This window comes from Ruminococcus sp. AM26-12LB, from assembly GCF_003480785.1.
Taxonomy (GTDB): Bacteria; Bacillota; Clostridia; order Lachnospirales; family Lachnospiraceae; genus Blautia_A; species Blautia_A fusiformis.
In genome coordinates this window covers 90867-116928 of record NZ_QUJX01000013.1, presented here as the reverse complement: position 1 = coordinate 116928, position 26062 = coordinate 90867, and the positions used below count along the sequence as shown (strand labels likewise).

The 26062-nt window shown below is 44.6% G+C and carries 23 protein-coding genes and 4 pseudogenes; 16 read left to right on the top strand and 11 right to left on the bottom strand.

The window, feature by feature from the left end:
• Nucleotides 1-793, bottom strand: a 793-nt coding sequence (locus tag DW694_RS11250) for an RNA-guided endonuclease TnpB family protein (RefSeq protein WP_286187042.1), incomplete at its 3' end; no start/stop codon positions are given.
• A gap of 8 nt (nucleotides 794-801) precedes the next feature.
• Nucleotides 802-876: pseudogene (locus DW694_RS11245) on the bottom strand (IS200/IS605 family transposase); the annotation flags it as partial.
• Nucleotides 877-1076: 200 nt separating this feature from the next.
• Between DW694_RS11245 and DW694_RS11240 the strand changes: the two are divergent.
• Nucleotides 1077-1312 (top strand): annotated as a pseudogene (locus DW694_RS11240) (MATE family efflux transporter); the annotation flags it as partial.
• 161 nt (nucleotides 1313-1473) lie between these two features.
• On the opposite strand, the gene DW694_RS11235 reads toward DW694_RS11240, so the two are convergent.
• Genes DW694_RS11235 through DW694_RS11210 form a run of 6 tightly spaced genes read right to left on the bottom strand, consistent with a single transcriptional unit; the run spans nucleotide 1474 to nucleotide 6097 of the window.
• Nucleotides 1474-2838: a HAMP domain-containing sensor histidine kinase gene (locus tag DW694_RS11235; RefSeq protein ID WP_118608395.1), complete on the bottom strand. Its 1365-nt coding sequence runs from the start codon at nucleotides 2836-2838 to the stop codon at nucleotides 1474-1476.
• Nucleotides 2829-3491, bottom strand: a complete 663-nt coding sequence (locus tag DW694_RS11230) for a response regulator transcription factor (protein WP_182465498.1) — start codon at nucleotides 3489-3491, stop codon at nucleotides 2829-2831. Before DW694_RS11230 ends, DW694_RS11235 begins: the two co-directional genes overlap by 10 nt.
• A 38-nt stretch (nucleotides 3492-3529) precedes the next feature.
• A complete protein-coding gene (locus DW694_RS11225; RefSeq protein ID WP_025580194.1) occupies nucleotides 3530-3907 on the bottom strand; it encodes a NisI/SpaI family lantibiotic immunity lipoprotein in 378 nt (125 codons plus the stop codon).
• A complete protein-coding gene (locus DW694_RS11220; protein ID WP_025580193.1) occupies nucleotides 3900-4643 on the bottom strand; it encodes a lantibiotic immunity ABC transporter MutG family permease subunit in 744 nt (247 codons plus the stop codon). The genes DW694_RS11225 and DW694_RS11220 overlap by 8 nt, the downstream gene beginning before the upstream one ends.
• A 2-nt stretch (nucleotides 4644-4645) precedes the next feature.
• Nucleotides 4646-5392 carry a lantibiotic immunity ABC transporter MutE/EpiE family permease subunit gene (locus DW694_RS11215; protein WP_015527239.1) on the bottom strand — a complete coding sequence of 249 codons (747 nt, stop codon included), beginning with the start codon at nucleotides 5390-5392 and terminating at the stop codon, nucleotides 4646-4648.
• The gene (locus DW694_RS11210; protein WP_182465501.1) at nucleotides 5393-6097 is read right to left on the bottom strand and encodes a lantibiotic protection ABC transporter ATP-binding protein; all 705 of its coding nucleotides are present in this window, start codon (nucleotides 6095-6097) and stop codon (nucleotides 5393-5395) included.
• A 331-nt stretch (nucleotides 6098-6428) separates the two neighbouring features.
• Between DW694_RS11210 and DW694_RS17465 the strand changes: the two genes are divergently transcribed.
• Nucleotides 6429-6788 carry a helix-turn-helix domain-containing protein gene (locus tag DW694_RS17465; protein WP_021651318.1) on the top strand — a complete coding sequence of 120 codons (360 nt, stop codon included), beginning with the start codon at nucleotides 6429-6431 and terminating at the stop codon, nucleotides 6786-6788.
• Here DW694_RS17465 and DW694_RS11200 read toward each other — a convergent pair.
• Nucleotides 6757-6864, bottom strand: a pseudogene (locus tag DW694_RS11200) (transposon-transfer assisting family protein); the annotation flags it as partial. The gene DW694_RS17465 and the pseudogene DW694_RS11200 overlap by 32 nt on opposite strands.
• Before the next feature lie 6 nt (nucleotides 6865-6870).
• Entirely contained in the window at nucleotides 6871-7011 is a 141-nt protein-coding gene (locus tag DW694_RS16960) for a hypothetical protein (RefSeq protein WP_021651320.1), read from the bottom strand.
• 164 nt (nucleotides 7012-7175) lie between these two features.
• On the opposite strand from DW694_RS16960, the pseudogene DW694_RS11195 reads away from it, so the two are divergent.
• From DW694_RS11195 to DW694_RS11125, 14 genes and pseudogenes are all read left to right on the top strand, one after another.
• A pseudogene (locus DW694_RS11195) lies at nucleotides 7176-7442 on the top strand (ABC transporter ATP-binding protein); the annotation flags it as partial.
• A 208-nt stretch (nucleotides 7443-7650) separates the two neighbouring features.
• Nucleotides 7651-7800, top strand: coding sequence for a hypothetical protein (locus tag DW694_RS16955; protein WP_182465497.1), 150 nt, complete (start codon nucleotides 7651-7653; stop codon nucleotides 7798-7800).
• A gap of 105 nt (nucleotides 7801-7905) precedes the next feature.
• Entirely contained in the window at nucleotides 7906-10488 is a 2583-nt protein-coding gene (clpB, locus tag DW694_RS11190; RefSeq protein ID WP_118753008.1) for an ATP-dependent chaperone ClpB, read from the top strand.
• Nucleotides 10489-10775: 287 nt separating this feature from the next.
• Nucleotides 10776-10949, top strand: coding sequence for a DUF4250 domain-containing protein (locus tag DW694_RS11180; protein ID WP_044961487.1), 174 nt, complete (start codon nucleotides 10776-10778; stop codon nucleotides 10947-10949).
• A gap of 303 nt (nucleotides 10950-11252) precedes the next feature.
• Entirely contained in the window at nucleotides 11253-11771 is a 519-nt protein-coding gene (locus DW694_RS11175; RefSeq protein WP_286187040.1) for a MarR family transcriptional regulator, read from the top strand.
• Entirely contained in the window at nucleotides 11764-13926 is a 2163-nt protein-coding gene (locus DW694_RS11170; RefSeq protein ID WP_092068410.1) for an ABC transporter ATP-binding protein, read from the top strand. The genes DW694_RS11175 and DW694_RS11170 overlap by 8 nt, the downstream gene beginning before the upstream one ends.
• Nucleotides 13923-15755, top strand: a complete 1833-nt coding sequence (locus DW694_RS11165) for an ABC transporter ATP-binding protein (protein WP_015527233.1) — start codon at nucleotides 13923-13925, stop codon at nucleotides 15753-15755. The genes DW694_RS11170 and DW694_RS11165 overlap by 4 nt, the downstream gene beginning before the upstream one ends.
• Nucleotides 15756-16152: 397 nt before the next feature.
• Nucleotides 16153-17520: a hypothetical protein gene (locus DW694_RS11155; RefSeq protein ID WP_092068733.1), complete on the top strand. Its 1368-nt coding sequence runs from the start codon at nucleotides 16153-16155 to the stop codon at nucleotides 17518-17520.
• 4 nt (nucleotides 17521-17524) lie between these two features.
• On the top strand, nucleotides 17525-18676 hold the full coding sequence (locus DW694_RS11150) for an aminotransferase class V-fold PLP-dependent enzyme (RefSeq protein ID WP_110103240.1): 1152 nt from the start codon (nucleotides 17525-17527) through the stop codon (nucleotides 18674-18676).
• A gap of 124 nt (nucleotides 18677-18800) precedes the next feature.
• Nucleotides 18801-19094, top strand: coding sequence for a hypothetical protein (locus DW694_RS11145; protein WP_110103239.1), 294 nt, complete (start codon nucleotides 18801-18803; stop codon nucleotides 19092-19094).
• Between the two features lie 104 nt (nucleotides 19095-19198).
• Nucleotides 19199-20068 (top strand): AraC family transcriptional regulator, encoded by an 870-nt coding sequence (locus tag DW694_RS11140; protein ID WP_092068404.1) that lies wholly within the window; start codon nucleotides 19199-19201, stop codon nucleotides 20066-20068.
• Between the two features lie 172 nt (nucleotides 20069-20240).
• Nucleotides 20241-22610 carry a TIM-barrel domain-containing protein gene (locus DW694_RS11135; protein ID WP_118753006.1) on the top strand — a complete coding sequence of 790 codons (2370 nt, stop codon included), beginning with the start codon at nucleotides 20241-20243 and terminating at the stop codon, nucleotides 22608-22610.
• A 156-nt stretch (nucleotides 22611-22766) separates the two neighbouring features.
• Nucleotides 22767-23087 carry a putative heavy metal-binding protein gene (locus DW694_RS11130; protein ID WP_015527228.1) on the top strand — a complete coding sequence of 107 codons (321 nt, stop codon included), beginning with the start codon at nucleotides 22767-22769 and terminating at the stop codon, nucleotides 23085-23087.
• Between the two features lie 5 nt (nucleotides 23088-23092).
• The gene (locus tag DW694_RS11125) at nucleotides 23093-25195 is read left to right on the top strand and encodes a UvrD-helicase domain-containing protein (RefSeq protein WP_092068398.1); all 2103 of its coding nucleotides are present in this window, start codon (nucleotides 23093-23095) and stop codon (nucleotides 25193-25195) included.
• A gap of 98 nt (nucleotides 25196-25293) precedes the next feature.
• Here DW694_RS11125 and DW694_RS11120 read toward each other — a convergent pair whose 3' ends face one another.
• Nucleotides 25294-26061 carry a response regulator gene (locus DW694_RS11120; RefSeq protein WP_092068395.1) on the bottom strand — a complete coding sequence of 256 codons (768 nt, stop codon included), beginning with the start codon at nucleotides 26059-26061 and terminating at the stop codon, nucleotides 25294-25296.
• Nucleotide 26062 lies beyond the last annotated feature (1 nt).

The window sequence follows — 26062 nt, the reverse complement described above, 5'->3', positions numbered from 1 at the left end:
CCACGCATACTGCATCATATCTTTCAGCAAGCTCCCTGCTGAGCTTATGCTGGAAATCTTTTCTCTGGTTCTTTATCTTTTCATGACATAAAGCTACCCGTTTCTTCTGTTTCTGATAGTTCCGGCTTCCTTTTTCACAGTGGGAGAGCTTTCTCTGTTCCCTTGCAAGTTTTTTCTCTGCTTTTCTGTAAAACATAGGATACCCAGTTCTTTCTCCTGTAGAAAATACACACATTCCCTGCATGGCAAAATCGATCCCAAGAAATCTCTCTGCCGGTCTTTTTTCCACGGTTTGGTTCTCACAGCAGAACAAAAGACTTGCAAAATATTTCCCGGATGGCTCACGGCTCACAGTTACGGATCTCAGCTTCCAGTCTGACGGAATCTGCCGGTGGAGTTTTATCTTTATGGCAGCCATCTTCGGAAGCTTCAGATGGCTATCCTGCAAAAGGATATTCCCGTTTACTGCATTGGTCGTATACGAATTTCTTGTATGCTTCTTTGATTTATAACGTGGAAATCCGCAGGATGGTTCCCGGAAGAACTTCCGGAACGCACTTTCCAGATGCAGCTGCACATTCGCCAGGGCAAGGGAGTCTACCTCCTTCAGCCAGGGATATTCCTTCTTATATCCGGCCGGTGTGTTCCGGAGCATCTTTTTTTCTTTCTGGTAATAGCTGATCTTGTCCGCGAGCATCTGGTTATAGATAAAGCGGCTGCAGCCGATTGTTTTCTCTATCTGGACTTTCTGCTCTTTATTTGGATAGATCCTTATTTTTACGGCGCGGTTCATTCTTCTCACCTTCTGTATTTTATAACCATCACCAGGTGATAGTATAGTAGAAATACTGAATGGGAATTATTGTCTAATTCCATTATATTTATCATTCATTTTCTTTTATCGACTGATATGTATTTATGAACTAATTGTTCTTTTTTAGTATACTACATCAGGGGATGGAGAACAAGTGTTTCTTTTGTACTATAGGGATTTTTTGAGCAGATATGCCCAGATGTGCAATTCATCTCACCACCTGAAGAGGTGGGAGAATTCTTGCTACATTTGTTAAAACAAAATGGCGGAAAGCAACAAGATGAAGGATATGCTGGTAAATAAGCTGATGATCCAGATGGGAATCCCGATGATCCTATCTATGGCATTGCAGGCAGTGAGACAGCACTAAATGCTTTGACACTGGTATTTCCAGTGCAGATGCTTATGGTGGCAGTGGGGATTGGAACCGGTGTAGGAACCAATGCACTTCTTGCAAGGACACTTGGACAGGGAGACAGTAAAAAAGCTGCAAAGGTAAATTAAGCGTGAAAATGGGTCTGCCCAGCAGCGGTTTTTTTCTTTTCTGCCGCTGGGCAGATGTTTTTTCTTTAGATACATGATAAGAGGAATTTTTGAAGATTCCATAAAGATTTGAAAAATGGACGGACATAAAAGACGTCCATTACACTATCGGAAAATCAGCAAGGAAGTTTCATAGTAACCTTTGCGCCGCCGGTTTCTTTTGAATTTTCTAAAATAAGCTGACCATTATGTTGTTCCATAATCGAATTTGTAATATATAGACCCATACCAAAGTGTAACTTTGAATTGCGGCTTTGATCGCCCATATAGAACCGTTCCTGTGCGTGGCATAATGCCTCTTTAGAAAACCCCGTTCCCTCGTCTGTGACTGAAATTTCCACGAAACCGTTGTTACTCTGAATATCCACATAAAGCGTTCCGCCTTGCGGGGAGTAGTCCAGCCCATTACTGATAACATTCATAATAGCACGTTCTATCAGCACCCTATCAAATTTCAGCATTTGAGGGAGTGAAACAGTATTCATTTGCAGCCGGATTTCTTTTGTCCGGCATAGTGATTCCATATAACCGAACAAGTGCTGCATGAACGCTGGCAAGTCTATACTTTTAATATGGAGCTGATAACCAACCGCCGCCCGTGATATATCAATCAGGGTTTGAATATATGACTGCATCTGGCCGGAGCTTTCCACGACGTAACCAGCGTATAATCGTTGCTCATCATCAAGATTTGTTTCTGTGAGTAAATCAGCATTTCCTTGAATAACCGTCAGAGGCGTTTTCAAATCATGGGCAAGCGCGGCGATTTGCTCTTTCTGTGTCTGTTCGGTTTTCCATTGCCGTTCTAACGAAATTTTCAGATTATCTTTCATATCTGAAAAAGATGCAAGGACATCTTCAAACTCTTTGATTTTGGCGTGTCCTACTTCAAAATCAAGGTTTTGCTTTGAAACCTCCGCAGTTGCTTCAAAAAGCGGGGTCAGTTGTGTACGCAGGTTTTTAGCAAATCTGGCGGTCAGTATGATAATGACCAGCAGCGAATTTACAGCCATCAGGATAAACGCAAGCGTGTCAGGAGATGGAAAATATTCCGGTAGCCATGACACTGTAAATTGAGAACCAATATAATACCTTAAAACGCAAAATTCGTTTTCCCGGACAACAAGTGCAAACTGCCTCCCCGTAGCATATTCAATATATTCTCCCTTTGCGTACAGCAGGGCAATTTCTTTTTCATCATCGTCCATATTGCTGTAAAGCTCATTAAAGTTCTTGTCCAGAATTAAGTAGCCGCATCCCTGTGGAATCACAACCTTTGTAATATCCGGGGCAATCGTCAGCGTTGGAATGATCTCTTTTACCTGCAATTCACTTAGATTTGCTCTTGTAGCTAATCCAGCATTTACAGCAAGTCCCTCCAAACCAGAAGGGACAATAATTGCCGCTACCAGCATGACAATGAGGGAGATAGCAAACTGGCGAAACAATATTTTCAATGTAGGTTTCTTTTTCACTCCCATTTATATCCTATCCCCCATACGGTGCTGACCGGACTTATTTTGAAATGCTCCAATTTCGCACGAATATTTTTTATATGCGTTGAGATCGTAGAGTTATCGCCTATTCCATCAAACCCGAAAACGGCTTCATAGATTTGTTCTTTTGTAAAAACCTGTCCCCGGTTTTTCGCAAGGTATTCACAGATTGAATACTCGCTTTTGGTAAGGGGAACCGGCTGTTCTGAAACATACAGTACCTTTGCGGAAAGGTCAAATCTTATATCAGGCTCAAATGAAAGTGTGCTGTGATGCTCCCTTTTTTCTCTGCGTAAATGTGCCGCGACACGGGCGCGAAGCTCCTGAATACGAAAAGGTTTCGTAATATAATCATCCGCACCGATGCCCAATCCAAACAATATATCTTCCTCTAATGTCTTTGCGGTCAGAAAGAGAATCGGGCAGTCTACCATATTCCTGATCTGTTTGCAAAACTCAAACCCGTCTGTGCCAGGCATCATCACATCCAAAAGAATGAGGTTATAGAAATGCAGCTTTTTGATGTCTACATCATCCGCATTTTGACAGACTGTTATCAAATATCCATCTTTCCCCAAACTGTTCTTAATCAATTCCAAGATAGAAACTTCATCGTCAACTACAAGTAAGTGGGTCAAAAAATCACCTCCCGCCCCATTATACCACATTGTCGAGGTTACTCATCATTATTTTTAATGTCAGCTTTCCGATATTCATTGTTGATATTTACAGCTACGGCATTGCTTATATCCACATCCACAATACTGTAAACGTAGCCGAAACTGAAATCTTCCCCCGCCACATTTTTGAAGCGTTTCGATACCTGCCCGATTTCTTCTTGCAGTTCTGACATTTCAAGACATTCATCCGTTATGGTATATGTCAGGCCGTTATATGAAATTTCATCATAGTTTGCGGCGTTCAGCTCATAATACGGCAGAGATTCATTTAACGCCTTATTTTTATCGGCGGTATCGCGGAGCGCACCGCAGGCCGATAAGCATATAAGACTTACAAGCACAATTACCACGGCAAACAGGCACTTTTTATTCACTGTTTTTACCTCCCTCCCAACCATGAAACCAAACCAAACTGGCAATCAGCAGACAAACAGTGCAGCATACAGAAATAATCATACCGCTGAAAAAATCGGTTTTTACCTGTGCATACAGTTGGGGGCTATCCCATGCAAGCACAGTGTAATCCATAGCACGAACGCCCCAGGCCCAGGGAATATATTTCCATGTAGCGTCACCAAGCCCTGTTATCATAAGGGCAGCTATTAAACTCCCTGCAATTCCCAATCCCATAGATGCACCTTTTCCGAAGCTCATTCCCACAAACAAATGAATCAGGTAAATGGGAAGCATGGTAATCAACAATAGAATCCCTGCTTTCAGGTAAAGGCTTGCCGGAGCATCCCTATATAGTGCAGCGAATGTTCCTAACGCTAAAAATGTTGCGCCAAAAGCACAGATCATCAGAAAACCAAGTTTACCAATATACGTTGCCATGCGAGATGGGATTGTTCCCAACAAAAGCTGATAATGCCCGGCCTGATTTTCGATCTGAACAACCAGGCCCACAATAATGCCGATCAGAAACGGGAACGCAACGGCCAGCACTTCCAGATAGGCACTGATTTTGGTTGCCAGTTCCCATCTGGATATATGATAGTAACCCGCAAAAATCGCCGCACATATAATCGGAATCATGCTGTGCATATAGAGCAAAATGCTATGTTTACACTTCTGATATTCTGCTTTCCAGCAGCGAACCACAGATACCATAGTTACCCCACCTCCTTTTTCTCAAACCATCTTGCAGTTAAAAATGACAGCGCCGCAAACCAGGCCAGCGAAATGACCAATACAAGTATAATCATCCAAAATGCCATTGCCGTACTCTGATCTGCAACCGGCTCACCATTAGGCAAAATACCTAACACGGAAATCATAAGATGCGGCACCCAGCTATACGGGCAGATCATCCACAAAGAGGTTGTAGCCGTGAAAATCCCTAAAACGCTTCCAAGTCCGGCATTAAGAATAACCGTGACAAAGATACCAACTTTTTTTGATAACCATAAGCACAGCGGAACTTCCCATAGGCTTGCAATGACAATACAAGCTGTTCCGGCCGCAGCCTGGCAAATTCCGATTGTCAGGGGAATTTCGTTGATAACTAATATTGCAAAACCGCCCAACAGATTTAGCGCCAGGAAAATGAAATTCCCCACACAGGAGTAAATACCGGCCACTCCAATTTTTGCTTTCCAGACTTTGTTCTGCGAAACAGGCAATGAAGCAACGGCACGATATTTTAGTTTGCCATTATCCCGCTGTTCAATCAAGGCACAGGTGAGCGTAAGGAATCCAGGATAAAGCAGGTTATACCACCAATTATAAGAATTGAGCTGGAACCAAAGAGGGGCAAAAAAGTTCATAAGCGCAGTTACAAACGGGGCCAGAACGATCAGCGTTTTTGTGAAAGTTCTCTTATGCTTTAGGTTCTCTGCCTGAATATATGCCATCTCCATTTAATATCCCTCCTTACCATTTCTGCGAATAACATCCATAAAGAGTTGTTCCAAATCTTCACCGGCGCGAAGCTCTCCCTCATATCCAAGGACGCCGCCAGCAATGATACCCACATGATCTACAATCTGCTGGACTTCTGACAGAATATGGCTGGACAAAATAACTGTAATCCCTTTGCAGGGAAAAGAGCGAATTAACTCTCGAAGTTCCTCAATCCCTAAAGGGTCAAGGCCGTTAGTCGGTTCATCCAGAATCAAAAGCTGGGGACTGTTCAGCAATGCAATAGCAATACCAAGCCGCTGCTTCATACCAAGAGAAAACTGCCCGGCCCGTTTCTTGCCGGTATTCGTGAGCTGGACAATTTGCAATACCTCGTTAATTCGTGCATCGTCCAGGCCGAGCAATGTAGTTCTGATTTTGAGATTTTCGTATGCAGTCAGATTTTCGTAAAGCGGGGGCATCTCAATCAAAGCACCGATATGCTCCAGATCATTCCGCTTCCACGGGTGGCCGTCAAACTCGATGCTTCCCGATGTGGGGCGCAAAATGCCGGTGAGCATTTTTAAGATCGTGGATTTGCCAGCCCCATTCGGCCCCAGCAGACCATAAACCGAGTTGCGCCGGATGTTCAGTGACACATTGTTTACCGCCATTTGCCCCTTGAAATTTTTGCAGAGGTCAGTCGTTTTCAAAATCATATCCATATAATCAAGTCCTTTCTTTGATTCTACGGATAGCATACCGGGCAATTTTGAAGATTTCATAAAGATTCCCGAAAACAGAATATGAACAATACACCGTAACTGTGGAGCATATCGCAACAAAGCACCAACCTACGCATTTAGGGCCTTAAAAAGCCCTATATTTCAAGGTTTTTCCCGCATAGTCGGCGGGGTATGTGAGTGTTTTATCCTATCCCCGCCATAGTGCCGCTCTAAATGCGTAGAATTTACCAGCAGAAAATCGCCGGTTTCTCTGGCTCCATACTCCCAGATATGGTATCATGGAAAAAATCAATCTGACGGGGGTATCAGGATGGACGGACAAGAAAAGCTGCTGGACTATGAAACAATCAAAGCCGCCGTTGCCGGTGAGAAGTGGGCCACAGAAAAGGTGCTGGCCCACTATGCGGACTACATCGACGAGCTTCCCGCTGGAACAAGAATAACGATCAAGAGGGCTGCACCCTCTTACGCCGCTTTGCGGCTATCACCTGCACACCCCCGAAACAGATACACCCGCTGCGCATCTGTACCTGTTTCAGGGGCTAATAATGACTGTAACCTACGCCTTTCGGGGCTGATAACCGCCAGTTTCAAAGCTTCTCCCGCATGTTTGCAGAGGTGGGCGAATACTTTATCCTATCCCCGTCCATACCCGGCATGGCTGCGGTGATCTTGCCTATCGTCCTGCGTCGGTCTGCGTTGTGGTACATACAGATCAAATTTTCTTCTTCCACGGTAAAGTGCATCATTCCTCATACCTCCAATTCATTTTTCTTGGTTCTGGCCGCCGCCTTTTTCGGGCTGGTGGCCTGTTTGCTGTCGGCAAGCTGCTTGCGGATAGATGGCCGGGGCTTGCGAATACTCACATCACGGCGCTCATCTTTGTTAATCATGGCATATACCCCGTCACCTCCTTTCCTTGGGCAAAAAGAAATGCCTTTTTCGTCGCAGACTTACGAAAAAGGCATTTCAGGTGTGATTATAGAGATGTTTAATTGTCTTTAGATTTTTGAAAAGTCCCGGTTTTATGCGGGTTTGCGCTGGTTGTGCTAATCGGAACGAAGTTACTGCTTACACGGATCCGGAAAACGAGGCGATTCTGCAGAATTCTATGGATGCAGTAGATGCACTTACAAAGGAAAAAACGATTATTATGATTGCCCACAGATTAAAAACAGTCAGACATGCAGACCAGATTGTGGTTGTTGAAAAAGGAAGAATTGCACAGCATGGAACACATGAGCAATTAATGAAACAGGAAGGTATTTATAAGAGATTTGTGGATGCAAGGCAGCAGGCGGTAAGTTGGAAACTGGTGCACTGAGAAATAATCCACAGTTGGTGAATATCCAAATTGAATTGTCTGAAAGAGATTTAATTTAAGTTTCGCTAAGTTTCACTTATATAGGCAGAATGAGGGATATTCAATAAAGTAATATGAAAAAAGCACTGAAAACCGTTGGATTGATATGCTCCCCATATGGTAGACAATGGAAATATCCAAAAATCTATCATATGAGGAGCATATTTTTATGTCTATGAAACAGTATAGTAAGGAGTTGAAACTTGAGCTCGTAAAGAAACACCTTTCAATAAAAGAACATAAAGAGCTAAAGACGGAAATTAGTTTTTCATTTTACGGTTGCAAAAAAATAACACAAAAATTAGCACTCACCTCTTGACAGTGCTAACAAATGGTGTTATATTTCTCCTAGAACAAGAAAAAAGCACAGCATTTCCGGTATGAGAATATTGGAAATGTTTTTCATAGAATAGGAGGGAAGCCTATGAACATCAGTAAGTTTACACAGAAATCCGTACAGGCTGTCCAGGATCTTGAGAAGGTTGCTTATGAATATGGCAATCAGGAGATCGAGGAGGAACACCTTCTGTATGCATTGCTGACACAGGAGGACAGCCTGATTCTCAAACTGATCGAGAAGATGGAGATCCAGAAGGAATATTTTATTGACACAGTTAAGAAAGCACTGGATGCAAAGGTTAAGGTTTCCGGTGGAGAGCTTCGATTTGGTCAGTATCTGAACAAGGCACTGGTCAGTGCAGAGGACGAAGCGAAGGCTATGGGAGATGAGTATGTATCGGTTGAACATCTCTTTCTTTCCATGCTGAAGAATCCAAGCCCGAGCATGAAGAAGATCTTCAATGAGTTTGGAATCACCAGAGAGCGTTTTCTTCAGGCACTTTCTACAGTCAGAGGAAATCAGAGAGTTGTCAGTGACAACCCGGAGGCAACTTATGACACCCTGAATAAATATGGCGAGGATCTTGTGGAGAAGGCGAAGAACCAGAAGCTTGATCCGGTGATCGGCCGTGATGCGGAGATCCGGAATATTATCCGTATTCTTTCCCGTAAGACCAAGAACAACCCGGTTCTCATCGGTGAGCCTGGCGTTGGTAAAACAGCAGCCATCGAGGGACTGGCACAGCGTATTGTGGCAGGAGATGTACCGGAAGGTCTTAAGAATAAGAAGATTTTTGCCCTGGATATGGGTGCGCTGGTTGCAGGTGCCAAGTATCGTGGTGAGTTTGAGGAACGTCTGAAAGCGGTACTTGAGGAAGTGAAGAAGAGCGAAGGACAGATCATTCTGTTTATCGATGAGCTTCATCTGATCGTGGGTGCAGGTAAGACAGATGGCGCCATGGATGCAGGAAACATGCTGAAGCCTATGCTTGCCAGAGGTGAGCTGCACTGTATCGGTGCAACAACTCTGGATGAATACCGCCAGTATATTGAGAAGGATGCTGCACTTGCCCGTCGTTTCCAGCCGGTTATGGTAAATGAGCCGACAGTGGAAGATACCATTTCCATTCTCCGTGGCCTGAAGGAAAGATATGAGGTATTCCACGGTGTTAAGATTACAGACAGTGCATTGGTTGCAGCTGCCACACTTTCACACAGATACATTACAGACCGTTTTCTCCCGGATAAGGCCATCGACCTTGTTGATGAAGCCTGTGCGCTGATCAAGACGGAGCTGGATTCCATGCCGACAGAGCTGGATGAGCAGAGACGTAAGATCATGCAGCTGGAGATTGAAGAGTCTGCCCTGAAAAAAGAAACTGATAACTTAAGTAAAGAGCGTCTGGCTGATCTGCAGAAAGAACTTGCAGAGCTGAGAGATACTTTTAATACCCAGAAAGCTCAGTGGGATAATGAGAAGCATTCCGTAGAGAAGCTTCAGAAATTGCGTGAGCAGATCGAGGATATCAATAAACAGATCCAGAAAGCAAAACAGAATTACGATCTGGAGAAAGCAGCAGAGCTGCAGTATGGCGAGCTGCCGAAGCTTCAGCAGCAGCTGGAGGTTGAGGAGAAGCAGGTTAAGGAGAGTGACAGAAGCCTGGTACATGAGGCTGTCACAGATGATGAGATTGCTCGTATCATTTCCAGATGGACCGGTATTCCGGTAACCAAGCTGACAGAAGGTGAGAGAACCAAGCTGCTGGGCCTTGAGGATGAGCTGCACAAACGTGTAGTAGGACAGGATGAGGGTGTTCGTCTTGTAACAGATGCGATCCTTCGTTCCAAAGCCGGAATCAAGGACCCCACAAAGCCGATCGGTTCCTTCTTGTTCCTTGGACCAACCGGTGTTGGTAAAACAGAGCTTGCCAAGACTCTGGCTGCCACACTGTTTGACGATGAGCAGAATATGGTCCGTATCGATATGAGCGAATACATGGAGAAATATTCCGTGTCCCGTCTGATCGGAGCGCCTCCAGGATATGTCGGATATGAGGAAGGCGGACAGCTGACAGAGGCCGTTCGAAGAAAACCGTACAGTGTTGTTCTTTTTGATGAGATCGAGAAGGCTCACCCGGATGTATTCAATGTACTTCTGCAGGTACTGGACGATGGACGTATCACGGATTCACAGGGACGTACGGTTGATTTTAAGAATACGATCCTGATCATGACTTCCAACATTGGTTCTCCGTACCTTCTTGACGGTATCGACGAGAAGGGAGATATCAAACCGGAGGCACAGGAACAGGTTATGAATGATCTTCGTGGTCATTTCCGTCCGGAATTTCTGAACCGTCTGGATGAAATCATCATGTTCAAGCCGCTGACCAAGGATAATGTAGGTAAGATCGTAGATCTTATGGTCAAAGAGCTCAGCGACCGTCTGGCTGACCAGGAGCTTTCTCTGGAGCTTACAGATGCTGCCAAACAGATGGTAGTGGATAACGGTTATGATCCGGTTTATGGAGCACGTCCTCTGAAGCGTTATCTCCAGAATTATGTGGAGACACTGACAGCCAAGAAGATCCTTTCCGGTGATGTGCATGCCGGAGATACCATTGTGCTGGATGTGAAGGACGGAGCGTTTACCGTCAGCACGAAGTAAAAAATAACTCCATAAAGTTATGATAGATTGACAAGGAAAAGAACTGTCGGTTCTGATAGAAATCCATTTCAGGATGAAGATCGGAACCAGGCAGTTCTTTTTTGGGACAAGGAATGGAATATTTTTATCAAATACTGAAGAAATAAAAAATCCTGAAAAATTTTTTTACTGGCTCTTGACAAAAAATAAAATTGGTAAGATAGTAAATCTGATATTTCAGATCAGACAGCTATCCAGCAGCATCTGGGATATTGGATAAATATCAGATAAAAGGATGGAAACAGATTATGATACCAAAGGACCCGGTAATGCTTTTAAGTTACGTAAATACACAGCTGCGGGATTTTTACAGATCCCTGGATGCCTTCTGTGAGGACAGAGGACTTAACCGGAAAGAACTGGAGGATAAGCTTGACATGATCGATTATGCTTATGATCCGGCTGTGAATCAGTTTGTATAAGAAAATCAGGAACAGAAAGAAGTACCCGTTTCGAATAAAAAAACGAAGCGGGTATTTTTTTTGCGAAAAAAATAGGAAAAACAGCAGAAAATAAATTAGCTTGACAAATTAATTAATAGATTTCAGGTGGAAATTAAAGAAGCTGTAAATCTTAAAAAAGTGTAAAATTTACAAAAACCAGTTGCATTTTTTGTGCAGATGTATATTATATATAGTTAGCTGACTAATTAAAAAAGAAGATCACTGCTTCGTATATCATTAACAAAGAGCAGGTGTCTGATCGGATGAGAGAGGAGTGACAGCGTGTTTTGTAAGGAGGAAGATGAGAAAGAAAGGCAGAGCAGCTTTTTATCTCTGTTTATGAAGGTAGACCGTTATTTTATGACGAAATGCTTTGGTCAGATGCAGGAGCTTGGGATTTATCCGGGACAGATACCGGTTCTGGGGCTTGTGTCCGGAAGGTATGGCCTGAGTCAGCGGGAAATTGCAAAGATCCTGCATATCAAGCCGCCTACGGTAAATGTATCGATACAGAGACTGGAGAAAGCAGGCTTTCTTTATAAGAAACCGGATGAAAAGGACCAGCGTGTGACCAGGATCTACATGACAGAAAAGGGAAAGGAAATCAAGGCAAAAGCACTGGAACGGATCCATAAAAATGAGGCTGTGATGATGGAAGGCTTCAGTGAGGCGGAACAGTGCCTGCTTCGGAGATTTCTGGAGCAGATCCTTGTAAATATCGAAAAGATCCAGCCGGAGGAAGCCATAGAAAAGCTTCATCCGGATGAAATGACAGAAAGGAAGGAACAGAAACGTGATTAAACTGATGAAATATCTGAAACGATCTGCAGGTTACATCGTACTCATCATTGCGCTTCTTTTTCTTCAGGCATACTGTGATCTGTCTCTGCCGAATTACACATCAAATATCATTAATGTGGGAATTCAGCAGAACGGTATTGAAGACAGTGTTCCTGAGAAGATCAGAAAGACGTCTATGGACAGTCTGAAGCTGTTTATGGAAGAGGATGATGCGAAAACTGTGGATGGATTTTATGAGGAAGAGGGAGATGATCTGGTATTAAAGGATAAAATCTCCAAAGAAGACAGAGAAGAACTCAACGATATCTTCGGCAAACCGATGGTGATCGTTTCTACTCTGACGTCCGACAGTGAGGAATCAAAGGCAGCTCTTGCAAAAATGGGAATCCCGGAAGGGACGGATCCACTGGCGGCTCTTTCTCAGATGCCGGCAGAGGCTTTGGCTGCTATGAAGGACCAGGTCGGAGAAAAGATCGACAAGATGCAGGAATCCATCATCACACAGGCAGGTGTTTCCTATGTTCGTGTAGAATATGAAGCTATGGGTGAAGATGTGGATGCCATACAGATGGATTACATGAAAGCAACAGGTATCCGCATGGTGCTGATGGCACTGGTCACCATGATGGCTGCAGTATGTGTGGTATTTCTTTCATCCAGAGTTGCTGCATCTATGGGACATGATCTCCGTGGGCTGGTTTATAACAAAGTCATAGGTTTTTCCAGCAGAGAGTACCATAAGTTTTCAACAGCATCCCTGATTACACGATGCACGAACGATATCCAGCAGATCCAGCAGGTAATGGCTATGATGTTCCGTATCGTGCTTTACGCGCCGATCCTTGGAATCGGTGGTGTGATCCGCGTGCTTCAGAGAGATTCCTCCATGACATGGATCCTTGGGGTGGCCATTGTACTGATCATGGCATTTATGGCAATGCTGTTCAGGATCGCAATGCCGAAATTTACAGCCCTGCAGACCATGGTAGATAAGCTGAACCTGGTAACAAGAGAAATCCTTACCGGTATTCCGGTTATCCGTGCATTCAGCCGGGAGAAACACGAGGAGGAGCGTTTTGAGGATGCAAATATCACTCTGACGAAGACAAACCTCTTTGTAAACCGTTGTATGACATTTATGATGCCGGTGATGATGCTGATCATGAACGCAGTTTCCGTACTGACCATCTACAGCGGTTCTTATGCAGTAGACAGCGGAAGCATGCAGGTTGGTGATGTTATGGCGTTTATCCAGTATGCAATGCAGATCATCATGTCATTTTTGATGATCACAGCAATGTCTATCATGCTGCCGAGAGCAAATGTATCTGCACGCCGTATCAACGAGGTGCTTGAGACAGAAGTCAGTGTCCAGGATCCGGAGGATCCGGTACAGCCTTCCCAGGATGTGAAGGGGACTGTAGAATTTGATCATGTAAGCTTCGCATATCCGGAGGCAGGAGAGAATGTTATCACAGACATTTCCTTCAAGGCAGAAAAAGGTGAGACAGTAGCGATCATCGGAAGTACAGGAAGCGGTAAGAGTACACTGATCAATCTGATCCCGCGTTTCTATGATGCAACAGAAGGATCTGTGAAAGTGGATGGCGTGGATGTCCGGAAAATGACACAGAAGGATGTCCGTGACAGGATCGGTTATGTTCCGCAGAAGGGTGTACTTTTCTCAGGAACCATTGATTCCAATATCCGTTACGGAAAGACAGAGATTTCGGAAGATGCAGTGAAAAAAGCAGCAGAGGTTGCACAGGCTACGGAGTTTATCGACACCAAGCCGGAGCGATATAAGACTCCGATCGCACAGGGAGGAAGCAATGTTTCCGGTGGACAGAAGCAGAGGCTTTCCATTGCCAGAGCTATCGCAAAAGATCCGGAGATCTTTATCTTTGATGACAGCTTTTCCGCACTGGATTTCAAAACAGACAGCACACTTCGAAAAGCGCTGAAAGAACATACAAAAGAAGCAACAACCATTATCGTGGCACAGCGTATCAGTACGATCTTAAATGCAGATAAGATCCTTGTACTGGACGATGGACATATGGCAGGGATCGGAAGCCATAAGGAGCTGATGAAGTCCTGCGAGGTATATCGCCAGATTGCCATGAGTCAGTTATCAGAGGAGGAATTGGCATGAGTCAGCAGAGAAGAAGAGGTCCGATGGGCGGACACGGAATGCAGCCAACAGAGAAGGCCAAGGACTTCAAAGACTCCATGAAAAAGCTCTTTGGCTATATGGGCAGATATAAATTTCGTTTTATCCTGATGTTTATCTTTGCAGTGGCAGGTACAGCGTTTAATATTGCAGGCCCGAAGATACTTGGAAAAGCTACCACAGAGCTGTTCAATGGTCTGGTTGCTAAGGTAAACGGTACAGGCGGTATTGATTTCGGTAAGATCGGAATGATCCTTCTGTGGACTTTGGGACTGTATGTGGCAAGTGCATGCTTTTCCCTGATCCAGGGATTTGTCATGACGGGGATCTCCAATGATGTTACATACAATCTCCGAAAGGATATTTCAAAGAAGATCAACCGTCTGCCAATGAATTATTTCGAGAGCAGAACAAACGGTGAGATCCTTTCCAGGGTGACAAATGATGTGGATACCCTGCAGATGAGCATCAACCAGAGCATGACACAGCTGATCACATCCGTAACAACACTGATCGGTGTATTTATCATGATGCTTTCCATCAACGTGTGGATGACACTGGCAGCAGTGCTGATCCTGCCGGTTTCCATGCTTATCATTAATAAAGTAATGAAACACTCCCAGAAATATTTCCAGGCACAGCAGGAGTATCTGGGAAAAGTAAATGGTCAGGTTGAGGAAAATTTCGGCGGCCATGATGTGGTAAGAGTATTCAACAAAGAGCAGGATGCGCTGAAGGAATTTGAGCATGACAACCAGAAGCTTTATGAGTCTGCATGGAAGTCACAGTTCTTTTCCGGAATGATGATGCCGATCATGCAGTTTGTGGGAAATCTGGGATATGTGATGGTGGCACTTCTCGGAGGGATTTTTGCCATCAAAGGAACTATCGAGGTTGGAGATATCCAGTCCTTCTTCCAGTATATCCGTAACTTTACACAGCCGATCCAGCAGATCGCCCAGGTTACAAACCTTCTGCAGTCCTCGGCGGCAGCTTCTGAGCGGGTATTTGAATTTCTTGAGGAGCCGGAGGAAGAACTTCAGCCGGAGAACCCGGATTCCATTGAGGGACTGGAAGGAAATGTACAGTTTGAGCATGTGAAATTCGGTTATAATCCGGATAAGATCATTGTAAATGATTTTTCCGCAGATGTGCATGACGGTCAGAAGATCGCCATTGTAGGACCTACAGGTGCAGGAAAAACGACGATCGTAAAGCTGCTGATGCGTTTTTATGATGTAAATGGCGGAAGCATCAAGGTTGACGGACATGATATCCGGAACTTCAACCGCAGCAATCTCCGTGAGATGTTCGGAATGGTGTTGCAGGACACTTGGCTGTTTTCCGGAACCATTATGGAAAATATCCGCTATGGAAGACTGGACGCAACGGATGAAGAGGTGATCGCAGCAGCAAAAGCGGCCCATATCCACAACTTTATCATGCAGCAGCCCGGCGGCTATCAGATGGTCCTGGATGAGGAGACCAGTAATGTTTCTCAGGGGCAGAAGCAGTTGCTTACCATTGCAAGAGCGATCCTGGCAGACAATAAGATCCTGATTCTGGATGAGGCCACATCTTCCGTTGATACAAGAACAGAAATGCAGATCCAGAAGGCTATGGATAACCTGATGAAGGGCAGAACCAGCTTTGTTATCGCCCACAGACTTTCTACCATTAAGGATGCAGATCTGATCCTGGTGATGAAGGACGGAGATATCATTGAGCAGGGAGATCATGAAGAGCTGCTGGCACGGAAGGGCTTCTATGCGGATCTGTATAACAGTCAGTTTGAACAAAAACAGGCATAATCCTGTTTTTGTTCATGAGGAAGTAGCGAAGCGGATTCCGAATGTCTGCTTTGCTGAAAGAGGCACAGGCATAAGATAACCTGAGTATTGGGCAGGATTACAGCACCGGAAATGTACTTCCATCCGAAAAACGGATCGGCCACGTTTCCGGTGCTTTTTTTTGCGGATTTTTTTCAGGTTAATGTGGTGAATAAATATTGTATAATTCATATAAAAATGATGGGAATAATAATATAAATTATATGAAAATAGCACAAAATCGTAAGAAAGTACAGTCTGTTCGGAAGAATAAAGAGGAATTCCATGATTCATACAGTATAATAGGATATATCGAGTGTGTGGAAAAACTACAAACTGGAAAATGCGGAATGTTAAAGAGAAGAGAGGTATTTTTATTATGAAACAGAAAGCAATGGATATGAAACTTGTAGTAAAACCGTTGGTTGGATGTCTGACACATACACATTTCTGGGAGGGACCATGTCGTGCCGGACATAAAGAGGATATGACTGTTGAAGCTGAGACAAAAGCAGCTGATGAGGCGTTCAAAAATTCAGTTAAGGGATTACAAGGGGTTATTGATGAGGTAGAATTCACGGAGCCTGTGGATGTCCGCTATAATGAGTCTTTTGTTGTAGATAAAGACCTTTTTGCAAAAATCGGAGAGGATGTTGATGAGATCGATTGCTTCCTCTGCATGGGATGGAGAATTCCTAAGCTTGAGCGTTTCGGAAAGCCGGTCGTTATCTGGCAGAACGGAAACGAAGGAATTGATTTTGCAGCATACTGCCGTTCCATCGGAGTAGAGGCATATGTATGTATGGATCTTCAGGATGTGAATGAGATCATGCATATTCTCTGGGTAAGAAAAGCAGTTCGCAATACAAGGGCGCTTGTACTGACAGCAGGATCTCAGCCTACATTCGGAATTCAGAGTCTGATCCGCGATCCGGAGATCCTTCGTCAGCGTTACGGAGTTGAAGTGGTGAAGCTTCCATTTACATCCATTTTCAAATATATGGATGAGATCACAGATGAGGAAGCAAAACCGATTGCAGATAAGATCATTGCAGGATCTACCGATACACAGGTAAACACAGACTGGTTTATCAATGACGTGAAATATTATCTGGCTGCCAAAAAGATGATGGATATTTATGACTGCAACGCTTTCTCAACCGCATGTCATGAGCTCTGTACAACAGAAATCCCGCAGAACCGTAAATTCACACCATGTATGTGCCATTCCATCATGAAAGACGAGGGAATTCCAAGCGGATGTGAGGAAGATCTTAATGCACTGATGGCCATGCTAATCATGCAGTATGCCGGAAAACGTCCGGCATTCATGGGTAACCCGAACCACGAGACAGACGAGCTTCTCCGCATCCACCATGCAGTACCGGCTCTTCAGATGAACGGTTATGGAACAAAACCGCTGGCATACAAACTCTGGGCATTCACAGGCCAGGGATTCGGTGGAAAACTGCAGGTTGACTTCACAGAGAACGATGATGATTATATCACACTTGGACGTTTCAATCCGGCAGGCGATACCATGTGCATCAAGAAAGGCAAGGTTATCCGTTCTGAATATGCAGATACATACTGCAGTCCGTTCTACTACATCCAGATGGACGATGCAAGAGAATTCATGCACAATCTTGCAGGATTCGGACATCATCAGGTGCTGATCTTCGGTGATTACACAAAGATGATCAAGAAGATTGCAAAAATTATGAACTTCAATATTCTGGAAGGATGATTGGATGATATATCTGAACAACGGGGCAACTTCCTGGCCGAAGCCCCCTGCTGTTTTGGAAGCTGTGCAGGCGTGCCTTAGCGGCACGCCTGCTTCGCAGTTCCGGGGCGGCAGCTCGATCATGAAAAAAGATGTGGAAGTACTTTGCCGGGAAAAACTGGGACAGCTCCTTGGAATCAGGGAAACAGAGAGAATATTTTTTACATCAGGGGCAACAGAAAGCATGAATACAGTCCTTGGGGGGCTGGACTATGGTGAAAAAGGCAGTAGCATCCTGGTAACGCAGACAGAGCATAACAGTGTGCTACGTCCGGTATATAATCTGGAACAGCTGAGAGAACATCCGGTGCTGGTAGTGAAGTGTACGATAAACGGGACAGTGACGGAAGAAGCCCTGGAAACAGCAGTACGACCGGACAGCCGTGTGCTGATCGTGAACCACTGTTCCAACGTGACAGGCTGTGTGCAGGATATGGAGATGATCCGGGAATTTGTAAAGAGACATGGACTGATCCTGATTGTGGATGTGTCGCAGAGTGCTGGCTGTATCCCTGTTGATGCAGATAAATGGGAAGCAGATGCGCTTATTTTTACAGGCCACAAAAGTCTGATGGGAATTCAGGGAACCGGCGGATTTTATGTCAGGAGCGGAATTGAGCTGAAGCCTCTGAAATATGGGGGAACCGGAAGAAACAGCGCACAGCTTACCTACGAGAACAAAGATTATGAGTATGAGGTAGGAACTCAGAACATGCCGGGAATCACAGGACTTCTGGCTGGGGCGGAGTTTATTGAGCAGACAGGACTTGCGGCAATTATGGAAAAAGAAGCTCGTCTGATGGAAATGCTTTATTGTGGTCTGGAACAGATAGAGGGTGTAAGGATCTACGGAAACCATGACGTATGCAGAGGACCTGTGATGAGCCTGAATTTTCAGGGACTGAAAGCTTCGGATGCCGCGTATATTCTGGAAAGCGGATATGGGATCATTGTCCGTTCAGGGCTTCACTGTTCGCCATTGATCCATAAGGCAATGGGAACAGAAGAGGGCGGAACTGTGAGAGTAAGTGTTTCGTGGTTTACGGAGGAGAAGGATATAAAGGAATTTTTAGGAGCTGCGAAGGAAATAGCAGCATCTGTGGCACGGAATATTTAGCAGGCAAGTTACAGAGCAAATTTATACGGATGTATTACGAAGAACGATCACAGGAATCAGTCATATAGGGCAGACAGCAGATCCACGGGAAATCTGCCTGTAAAGGAAAGGGGAATACACGATTATGAAAATAATAGGAAAACAGCCTTCCAGGGAAAAATGTGCAGAATCCGGCTGGTTTGCCTGGGATTATCTTCTGGATGAACCGGTAGAGCGGGAATTCATTCTGAAGCTGAGACCATTGGGTGGATTCACATATCTTGATATGCTGAAACAGCCGTTTTTTAAGATTGACAGCGATTACTATATGATAAAAGGAATTCAGGGTAATGATTATTTCCGCATTGCTGTCCATGGGAAGCACGAAGATCAGCTGGAAGAGTTAGAACGAACTATCACAGATTGCATGGAAAAATAATATCTGCTATAATATTGTGAGCGTAAGAAGACACTGGAAAGGCTGCCGGTCCTGCCGGAAACAGCTGATGCGATGACAGTGTCTGCGTTTACAGGAGGCAGAATTTGCGATTAGAGAGAGACAACATACCCCTTGACAAAGAATTTCCTTTTCAGATTTCAGAGGTGGAACTGACACCGGAGAACAGTCGGCCTGGAAGTTATCACTGGCACAGCTATTTCGAGATCACCTGTGTGTTGGGGGGCAAGGGAAATTATTTTGTAAACGGGCAGGAATATACAATGGAAGAAGATGACATCATCATCTTCAATAATGTGGAGCCTCATGGATGGAAGCTGATCGGTGGAGACATGAAGCTTCTTGTGATGATCTTTTCACCGGAATTCGTGGCCGAAAAGCTGAGTATTTTTGATACGGAATATCTGAAGCCTTTTGTTGAGAGAGGAAGTAATTTTAAGAACCGTATCGGCAGGGAAGAAGAGGTAAGCGGAGAGATCCGTTCCAGTATCTGGGAGATTTATCACGAATGGCAGCAGAAAAAAGAAGGCTATCCGCTGATGATCAAGGCGAATGTACTTCGCATCCTTACCATGCTGATCCGGGCTTATCAGGATGAGAGCAAGTCAGGGGAAATGCTCCGTGAGAAGAAAAATGCAATGAAGCGTCTTGAGCAGGCTTTTAATTACATAGATGATCATTACTGTGAGAAGATCACTCTGGAAGAAGTTGCTTCTTCCGTATATATGAGTTCCAACTATTTTTCTTCTTATTTCCGTAAGGTGACAAATATCAGTTTCAGCGATTATGTCACAAGGATGAGGATCAACCATGCGCGTGAGCTTCTTCGGGAAACAGATAAAAATGTTACGGAAATCGCCATGGAATGCGGATTTAATAATATTTCCAATTTTTACAGACTTTACAAAAAACACGTGGGGAAACCGCCGAAAGATGAGAAGCAGAAGAAACAGTAAAAATAGTTAAAATTCATGAGCGGATAAGTCATAGACGGAAATCAGGCTTCGATGTTAGGATAAAAGTAAGAAATTTTGTCCTGATATCGGAGCTTTTTTATTAGAAAGGCTCCGATATCAGAAACGGAATATTAATGTCTGATTTACCGGACAGATAAGGAGAAGGGAAATTATGGTTAAAACAGATAGCTATGTACAGTTTGAAGCAGGAAAGCTGACATACCGGGTGGTTCCGGTGACAGAGGAGATCATCCGCATGATCGTTTCCGGAAAAGAGATCAAAGAGGCACAGGACTCCCTGATCATTGAGAAAAAAGAATATCCTGAGGTTGATTTTTCAGCAGAGGAAAATGCAGGAAGTATCATTGTGAAAACTGTGAAAGTTTGTGCAGAGATCAACACTGCATCCGGTGATATCATCTGGAAGCATGCAGACGGAAGCAAGTGGCTTTCCCAGAAGAAACCGGAACTGACTGAAACAGATGTGATCCACTATAATACAGGCGATGAGGAGCCGATCATCAACCGTGTAAAGACAGTTGACGGTGAGAGGAATTTTATCCAGAATCTGAAAGCTGAGAAAGTAAGAACAGCATATCGTGGAAAACTGTTCTTCACATGGAAAGAGGATGAGGAAATCCATGGGCTTGGCCAGGCAGAGGAAGGTATTTACAATTACAGAGGTCACTGCCAGTACTTATATCAGCATAACATGCGTATCCCGATGCCGGTTTTGGTTTCCACAGAAGGATATGGAATTCTTGTTGACTGCTGTTCACTTATGACTTTTAATGATGATCTGAAAGATTCCTATCTGTTTCTGGATACTGTAGATCAGATCGATTATTATTTTATGGGCGGTCATACTATGGATGAGATCATCCATGATTACCGTTATCTTACAGGCAAGGCGCAGATGCTGCCGAAATGGGCTTATGGCTATGTACAGTCCAGAGAGCAGTATTACACGGCAAAAGAGCTTCTTGAGATTGTTCGCCACTACCGTAAGATCGGGGTTCCGCTTGACTGTGTGGTACAGGACTGGAATACCTGGGATCCTGGAAACTGGGGCGAGAAGATCCTGGATCAGAAGCGTTACGGAGATATGAAAGAATGTGCGGAGGAAATCCACAAACTGAATGCCCATACCATGGTTTCCGTATGGCCGAATATGAATGCAGGCGGCAAGAACCATACAGAGTTTTTTAAGACTGGTCATCTTCTTTATGATTATGCGACTTATGATGCTTTTAATGAAGAAGCGAGAGAAATGTACTGGAAACAGGCACAGGAAGGACTTTTTGACCAGGGCTTTGATTCCTGGTGGTGCGATTCCACAGAACCGTTTTCCGGTCCTGACTGGAGTGGTGCAGCAAAGAGAGAGCCATGGGAAAGATATGAGCTTGTCGGCGGTGAGCACAAGAAATATCTGGATCCTGCTGTTGCCAATGCTTTTGCACTGATGCATGCAAAGGGAATTTATGAGAATCAGAGAAAAACTACAGAAGAGAAACGAGTTCTTAACCTGACACGTTCCGGCTATGCTTCCGGCCAGAAATATTCTGCAATGCTGTGGTCAGGCGATACCTGTGCATCCTGGGATAATCTTAAGACACAGATCGTGGAAGGCCTGAATATGGGACTGAGTGGATATCCATACTGGACACTGGATATCGGCGCTTTCTTTACAGTTGCTGATAAGTGGCAGAACCGTGGATGCGGCTGCAACACAGATCCGGAGCCGAAATGGTTCTGGCAGGGCAAATATAACGAAGGTGTGAAGGATAAAGGATACTGTGAGCTGTATACAAGATGGCTGGAGATGGGAACCTTCCTTCCGATGTTCCGTTCCCATGGAACTGATACACCAAGAGAAATCTGGAACTTTGGTGAAAAAGGAACCATGTTCTATGATGCCATCGAGAAGTTTATCAAGCTCCGTTATCATCTGATGCCGTATATTTATTCCCTTGCAGGTGCTGTACATTTTAATGATTATACGATTATGAGAAGCCTTCTCTTTGACTTCCCGGAGGATAAAGAAGCACGCAAGGTTGAGAATGAGTTTATGTTCGGACCGTCCCTTCTGATCTGTGCTGTTACAGAGCCGATGTATTACGGACCGGAGAGTACTGAGCTCCATAGAGAGAAAACATGGAAATGCTATCTCCCGGCAGGTACGAAATGGTACGATTACTGGACAAACAAGGAGTATGAAGGCGGCCAGTACGTAACCGTAGATGCTCCGATCGACCGGATGCCGATCTTTGTAAAAGCAGGAAGTATCCTTCCTGTTGCAGAGGGACTTGTATATGCTTCCCAGAAACCTGAGGAGTCGGTGAAACTTATGGTATATCCAGGTGAAGACTGCAAGTTCACTATTTATGAGGATGAGGGAAATAACTACAATTTTGAAAACGGTGCTTATGCAACAACAGAGCTTACCTGGGATGATAAAACAGGAACTCTGACTGTTGGCGGGCGTCAGGGAAGTTATCCGGGAATGGAAGAAGTTTCCTATGTGACTGAAGTTGTAAAATAAATAAGCGATAATAAGGAAAGACTGTCTGAAAAGGTGCCTGGCATCTCTTTGGGCAGCCTTTTTTAACTCTATACATCGTGACGGCTTTCGGGTATAATTCTGTAATAAGGCATTTTTATGCCTGAGAAAAAACAACAGAAACGGGAGGATTTTACCATGATCATAACAACAACGCCATCTGTAGAGGGAAGAGCAATCCGTGAATATAAAGGAATCGCATTCGGAGAAGTGATCACAGGAGTAAATTTTATGAAAGATCTTGGAGCAGGTCTTCGGAATTTCTTTGGCGGCAGAAGCGCCGGTTATGAGGAAGAACTTCAGAAAGCCAGAGGAGAAGCCCTGGCAGAGCTGGAGCAGCGTGCAGGTGCAATGGGAGCTAATGCAGTGATCGGTGTGGATATTGACTACGAAGTGCTTGGTGCAGATAATGGAATGCTGATGGTAACAGCAAGCGGAACTGCTGTAGTGGTGGATTAAGGCTTATGGCAGCGGTAAAAAACGGACGTGAATACCTTTCACATGTGACAGAGTCATTAAAGCACAGGATCGCACAGCTGGATGAATCCATAGAGGCCGGACAGAAAGAAATCGAAGGTATGCATGAGTACTACTGGGAAAACTATACAGAGATGGACCAGTACGGTTATGAGAATTTTGATAACCAGCAGGCACTTCTCCATGAGATCAATGCCAGCAATGAGAAGATCGAACTGCGTCGGAGATTCAGGAAGATGATGGATTCACCGTTTTTCGGAAGGGTGGATTTCTGCTATGAAGGAGAAGATGAGCCGGAGATATTTTATATCGGAATTGCGAACCTGGCTGAGGAGAACGGCGGACTTCCGTTGATCTATGACTGGAGAGCACCTGTGTCCGGACTGTTCTATGATTTTGACAAGGGACCGGCTTCCTACCAGGCTCCGCTTGGCGAGATCCACGGGGATATTGCTGCCAAGTGGCAGTACAAGATCCGCGGTGGAAAAATGATCTATGAGTTTGAGAGTGATGTGAAGATCGACGATGAGATCCTGAAGGCAGAGCTTGGAAGCAACGGTGATGTACAGCTGAAGAATATTATCCGCACGATCCAGAAGGAGCAGAATGCGATCATCCGAAACACTTCGGATCGTATCATGGTGATCCAGGGAGCAGCAGGAAGCGGAAAGACTTCCATTGCCCTGCACAGGATCGCTTATCTCCTGTATCATGACAGGAAAAATCTGAAATCTTCTTCTGTGCTGGTGCTTTCACCGAATGGGGTGTTCTCGGACTATATTTCCCATATCCTGCCGGAGCTTGGCGAGGAGAATATCCGGGAGATGAGCTTTGACCTTTTTGCATACAAGAGACTGAAAAATGTTGTTTCTGACTGTGAAGACAGATATGATCTGATCGAGCGTCAGATTGCAGGATTATGCGATGAAAAGCTTCTGAAAGAGAAACTGTCACGGGATTTTCTGGATCGTATGGAAGGATATCTGGTGGAGCTTGAGGACAGCCTTATGAACTTCCGTGATGTGGAACACAGAGGCGTGGTCAAAAAAGAGCAGGAGATCATAGAGCTTTTTTACTTTAAATTCATGGATATCCCGCTGCTTTCCAGAATGGATGCAGTAGCAGAATATTTCATTGATGAGGTGGAGACTCTTAAGGGATTCGATCTTCCGGATGAGGAAAGGGAGGCTGTGAAGAGCCGTTTCTACAGGATGTATGAGACAAGAGATCTCTATGTGCTGTACAACCGTTTCCTGAGACAGGAAGGTTTTCCTTCTCTTCCACAGGTTCAGTATGAAAAAAGAAAGCTGCGCTATGAGGATGTGTATCCGGTTTTGTATCTGAAATATCGGCTGGAAACTCAGCAGGAGGATTCCGGTGTGCGCCATCTGATCGTGGATGAGATGCAGGATTATTCCATGATCCAGTATCTGATCATTCAGAGACTCTTTAAATGTAGGATGACTATTCTTGGGGACAGAGAACAGACTATGGACGGCGAGCAACAGGATGTGCTGACATTTCTGCCTAAGATCTTTGGAAAAGATATACGCAGGATCGTGATGAACAAGAGCTACCGTAATACTGTTGAGATTGCGTCTTATGCCAATAAACTGGCGGGAATTACGGAAGTGGAGCTTTTTGAACGTCATGGAAAACCTGTTGTGGAAAAAGAATTTCCGGGGCTTGAGGAGGCACTGGAGAGCGTAGTGAGAGAGCTGCGGCTTGAGAAGCAGGCAGTCATAGCTGAGAATGCAGATGAAGGTGTTGAAGATATTATTTCATATGAAACAGCAGCAGTGATCGCAAGAACTGCAGATGAAGCAAGGGAAACTTACTACATTCTGAAGGAGAAGCTGGAAGCAGAAGGCTTTGATACCAAGGAGCGTTTGTCCCTTCTTCACAGAGACAGCACAAACTTCCAAAAAGGCCTGACTGTCACAACATTCTACATGGCAAAGGGGCTGGAGTTTGATCAAGTATTTTCTGTATTTCCTGGGGAAGACCGAAGTCCGATCGTGGAGCGGGCGAGATATATTGCGGCGACGAGAGCTCTTCATGAATTGTATATGTATGAAGTTGTGAAATAAAATATAAAAAGTCATTTCAGAAGCCGGATGCTTTGGGAACAGAGCATAACCGGACGTCGTGAAATGACTTTTTTGTTTATATATACCTGGAAAATTTATTAACTGATCTGCTGGCGCTCTCCCTCATCTTTATATTCCAGAGGGCTTTTCCCTGTATGTTTCTTAAAGATCCTGCTGAAATATCCCTGGTCGTGATAGCCGCACATTTCACCGATCTGTTTTACAGAAAGGGAAGGCTCATGGATCAGCAGCTTCTGTGCATGGCTCATCCGGAGATTGATCAGATATTTGGTAGGGGTGCAGTCATAGACCTGACAGAAGATTTTGGTCAGGTAGCTGGGACTGTAGTTCATGGTTCCTGCAATCAGGTTCAGGTTGATATCCTCTGCATAATTCTGTACCATGAAGTTCTTGAGAAGCTCTGCAATCTGTCCCGGTGACATGCAGGAAGCACCTGGGGCGAATACGGTTTCGTAGTCATCACGTTTGATCTGAAGTTCCTGTTTGATCTTAAGGAGAACATTTTGGAGTTCGTCCGGATCTACAGGCTTCAGAAGGTAATCAGAAACCTTCAGCGTGATGGCTTTTTTTGCGTATTCAAAATCAGAAAATCCGCTGGTGATCACAAATTTCGTAAAGGGAAACTGATCACGGATCCTGGTGAGCAGGGTGATTCCGTCCATGACGGGCATCTTGATATCCGTAAATACCACATCCGGGCTCATCTGTTCCACCAGCGAGAGGGCCTGTGCACCTGTCTGTGCTGTGCCGATCACCTGAAAATCAGGATCTGCTTTTTCAATCTTATGTACCAGATTATTCAGAAGAAGTTCTTCATCTTCTGCCACAATAACAGTATAGTTCATA

Coding starts and splice junctions, on each gene's coding strand:
- DW694_RS16955 (WP_182465497.1), top strand. CDS start 7,651: ATGTCTATGAAACAGTATAGTAAGGAGTTGAAACTTGAGCTCGTAAAG.
- DW694_RS17465 (WP_021651318.1), top strand. CDS start 6,429: ATGGACGGACAAGAAAAGCTGCTGGACTATGAAACAATCAAAGCCGCC.
- DW694_RS11235 (WP_118608395.1), bottom strand. CDS start 2,838: ATGGGAGTGAAAAAGAAACCTACATTGAAAATATTGTTTCGCCAGTTT.
- clpB (WP_118753008.1), top strand. CDS start 7,906: ATGAACATCAGTAAGTTTACACAGAAATCCGTACAGGCTGTCCAGGAT.
- DW694_RS11135 (WP_118753006.1), top strand. CDS start 20,241: ATGGTTAAAACAGATAGCTATGTACAGTTTGAAGCAGGAAAGCTGACA.
- DW694_RS11130 (WP_015527228.1), top strand. CDS start 22,767: ATGATCATAACAACAACGCCATCTGTAGAGGGAAGAGCAATCCGTGAA.
- DW694_RS11150 (WP_110103240.1), top strand. CDS start 17,525: ATGATATATCTGAACAACGGGGCAACTTCCTGGCCGAAGCCCCCTGCT.
- DW694_RS16960 (WP_021651320.1), bottom strand. CDS start 7,011: ATGATTAACAAAGATGAGCGCCGTGATGTGAGTATTCGCAAGCCCCGG.
- DW694_RS11215 (WP_015527239.1), bottom strand. CDS start 5,392: ATGGAGATGGCATATATTCAGGCAGAGAACCTAAAGCATAAGAGAACT.
- DW694_RS11180 (WP_044961487.1), top strand. CDS start 10,776: ATGATACCAAAGGACCCGGTAATGCTTTTAAGTTACGTAAATACACAG.
- DW694_RS11120 (WP_092068395.1), bottom strand. CDS start 26,061: ATGAACTATACTGTTATTGTGGCAGAAGATGAAGAACTTCTTCTGAAT.
- DW694_RS11210 (WP_182465501.1), bottom strand. CDS start 6,097: ATGGATATGATTTTGAAAACGACTGACCTCTGCAAAAATTTCAAGGGG.
- DW694_RS11155 (WP_092068733.1), top strand. CDS start 16,153: ATGAAACAGAAAGCAATGGATATGAAACTTGTAGTAAAACCGTTGGTT.
- DW694_RS11220 (WP_025580193.1), bottom strand. CDS start 4,643: ATGGTATCTGTGGTTCGCTGCTGGAAAGCAGAATATCAGAAGTGTAAA.
- DW694_RS11165 (WP_015527233.1), top strand. CDS start 13,923: ATGAGTCAGCAGAGAAGAAGAGGTCCGATGGGCGGACACGGAATGCAG.
- DW694_RS11145 (WP_110103239.1), top strand. CDS start 18,801: ATGAAAATAATAGGAAAACAGCCTTCCAGGGAAAAATGTGCAGAATCC.
- DW694_RS11125 (WP_092068398.1), top strand. CDS start 23,093: ATGGCAGCGGTAAAAAACGGACGTGAATACCTTTCACATGTGACAGAG.